Below are 3477 nucleotides of genomic sequence, written 5' to 3' on the forward strand. Positions count from 1 at the left end.
GGCGCCCACACCCTGCCCGCGCAGGTAGTGCGCCAGGCGGTTGGCGCGCGCATTGAGCTCGCGGTAAGTCAGCGACTGGCCTGCAAACTTGACAGCCTCCGTTTCAGGGCAGTGCAGCGCCTGTTGCTCGAACAGGCCATGCAAGGTCTGCGCGTGCTCATACTCCTGCGCGTGCGCGTGCGCGGTACTGTTCCATTCCACCAACAACTGTTCGCGTTCCTGCGGCGGCAGCACCTCGACGGCTACCGCCGGCATGTGCGGCGACTGCTCCAGCGCTTCAACCAGGTTCTCCAGCGCCGTCTGCATGTAGCTGCACACTCGTTCGGGCTGAGCCTGCGCGTTGACCTGGACGAATAACAGGAAATCGTCGCCAAAGTCATCCACCGACAACGTGACAGGATAATTAGTGCTCTCTTCCGTGCCCAGGTTCTCCATTCCACGCCATGCTTCATGGGTGTTGAGCGCTTCGCCGAGGGTGCTGTGGCGATAGTTCAGCAGGGCCGTAAACAAGGGAGTGGGAGCCTCGATGCCGCTGCAGCGTTGCGCCAGCGCCAAGGGGGCATGCTCGTGGTTGACCAGTCGGGTCAGCAGGGCGTGGGTATGGCGCACGCCCTGCGCCACGCTTTCCTGCCCCACCACCAGGCGAATCGGCAGGGTGTTAATGAATACGCCAGGCGCACGGTCCACATCCGCCCCGCCTCGCATGCGTCCAAACAGCACCGTGCCGAACACCACATCGCGGCGGCCGGTCAGGCGCGCCAACACTTGCGCCCACGCCAGGTGCATCAGGCTGGCTGGGCTGACGCCGAGCTTGCGCGTCTGGCGGCGAATCCGGTTGCCCAGCCCGACGCCGATATGTCGGCTGGCCTCTGTCATGGAGGCCCAGTCTCCCTGCACGCCGACTAGGCCAAAAGGCGCAGTGGGTTCATCGATATCGGCCAGCATCTCGCGGAAGAACTCCTCATGTTCTTCCGGGCTGGGACCCAGGCGTGCCTGCGCCACGAAATGACGGAACGGCACCGGCGGCGGCAAGCTCGCCTCCTCGTCAGCCAGGATCGCCTGGATTTCTTCGATGATGATCTCCAGCGTCGCATGGTCGGAGGCGAAGTGGTGCTGCATGACCTGCAGCAGCCAGCGCTGGTTCACCGGATCATGCGCCAGGAAAACGCGCGTCAAAGGCGCCTGCCGTGCGTCGATGCGGTAATGACCAGGGTTGAAGCGCGCCTTCAGTTGGGCGGCAATGTCGCCGTCGCGCCGATCAAAGCTGACTTCCTCGACAAGCGCCTGCGCCTGGCGCCACACAACCTGCACCGGCTCCCGCAGCCCTTCCCATGCGATGGCCGTACGCAGGATGTCATGCCGCGCGATCACTTTTTGCAACGCATGGACAAAGGCATCGAGCCTGGCACGTTCGTCGAAGGCCAGCAGCGTCGGCAACAGGTAGACGTCGCCGCGCTCCTGGACCAGGTAATGGAACAGGATGCCTTCCTGCAGCGGCGCCAGCGGATAGATATCCTGAATATTGGCCGCGCCGCCCGGCACCGCCGCGACGACATTGGCAATCTCGTCCTCATCCAGGTCCGCCAGCGTCAGCATCGCGGGGGTAATCACCCGACTATTGGCCGGGATCAGGTTGGGCGGCACCTCGACGGCGCGTTCCTCGCGTCCCAGCGCTGGCAGCACACCGGCGATGGTCGGCGCCGCGAACAGCGCGCGTACCGTGGTTTCCATGCCAGCATCGCGCATGCGCTCAATCAGGCCGATCGCCAGCAGCGAGTGCCCGCCCAGTTCGAAGAAGTTGTCATGGATGCCGACCCGATCAAGGTGCAGCACCGCCGCCCAAATTTCCGCCATTTTCTTCTCGATGCGGGTGCTTGGCGCCACATAGCCGCCATCCGCCCTGGCGGTGTCCGGCGCCGGCAGCGCCTTGCGGTCCACCTTGCCGTTCGACGTGAGCGGCATCTCGTCGAGCACCATGAAGTGGGTCGGCACCATGTATTCCGGCAGTGTGCGGCGCAGATGCTGCACGATGCTTTTCTGCAGCATCGCATGGAACTGGGATGGCAGCGGCTGATTCGCATATTGCACCTCTCCCTTGTACAGCTCGCTCCAGTCGATCACGCGGTCGGTCCGCGTGAAGACGGCATGCAGGTGGCCTTGGCTGCCTGAAGCGCTCTGGAGATGCAGGCGATAGCCATGTTGCCGTGCCAGCAGTTCCAGTGCATCACGCGCCACGCCGATGGTTTGCTCGGCCGAGAGCACGCGGCGCAGGTCGGCGACCGTCGCCTCTTCGCCCAGCTCGGCCAGCTTGGCATGGGCGGCGACATCGTAGGCCACGCGCTCGTCGGCGATACCCTTGATGGCCAGTTGCTCTACCCCTTGCGCCAGCTGTGCCTCCAGCTCCGCCATGTCCTGCCGCAGCTCGCTCCACGCCTGCCACACCGGCGCGCTGTGCGATGGCACCTCACCGATGGTAATGACGACGTCAAAGCGGTAACGGGTCATCTCGTTCAACGCCTGCCCGCGCTTAGGCAGGGTCTCGATCCGGCTGATCTGCGGGAAGGCCGCGCGCAACGAGTGGAAGTAAGCCGGGTCCACCAGCAGCTCGGTTTCCCGGTTCAGGCCGCGCGCGGCGGCCTGGCGCACCTGGCCCAGTTTGTACTGCGGAGCATGGTGCAGCGCTACCGACGAATGGAACACTTTGTGCAGACCGAAGTGGCGTATGTCACCAAGGAAGATCCTACCCTGCGCACCGATCTTGCCGATGGCGGCGGCCAGCACATCCTGCAAATAGGCGAAATTCGGGAAGTACTGGGCCACCGAGTTGATGATCACGGTGTCGAAGCCGGCCGCAGGGATCTCGGCCAGGCGGTCGGCCGGATAGGCGAACAGGCGCACGTCGGCCCCTTGCAGCTCGTCCGCGCGCAGTTGCGCCGCCAGCTTGCCGATCACGATGTCGGAAATATCGCTGCCATAATAACGGTTGCAATGCGGCGCGATCCGGTGCAGTAACAGACCGGTACCGCAACCAATTTCCAGCACCCCTTCCGGTTTCAGACCGAGGATGCGCTCGACGGTCTCGCCGACCCATTCCTGCATTTCATGCTCGGGAATGGCCTGGCGGTCATAGCTACTGGTCCAGCCCACGGTATTGAAGGTTTCGTCTTCCGATACGGCCGGCTGCTCGTAGATCTGGTTCCAGATATCGCCCCAGTCGGCGGTGCGGTCCGCGCCGGGCTTGAGTTCGGCAACCAGTTTGTCGGCATGGGTATGGAGATAGGCGACCAGGCGCCTCTGGTTCGGCACGTCCTCGCGCGCCATCACGATTGCCTGCGACACCGCGGAATGCTGAGTCAGCGCCGCCTCGATCTCGCCCAGTTCGATCCTCAGCCCGCGCAGCTTGACCTGATGGTCCAGCCGGCCCAGGTAGTCGATGTTGCCGTCGGCCAGGAAGCGCGCCAGGTCGCCCGTCTTGTA

The 3477-nt window shown here is 64.2% G+C and carries 1 protein-coding gene; it reads right to left on the reverse strand.

Annotated elements, in window-relative coordinates; translation table 11 throughout:
* The coding region (locus O3301_RS28520) for a condensation domain-containing protein (protein WP_305058153.1) at positions 1-3477 on the reverse strand (3477 nt) is incomplete at both ends.

Source organism: Janthinobacterium sp. SUN211, from assembly GCF_030587315.1.
Classification (GTDB): Bacteria; Pseudomonadota; Gammaproteobacteria; order Burkholderiales; family Burkholderiaceae_D; genus Janthinobacterium; species Janthinobacterium kumbetense.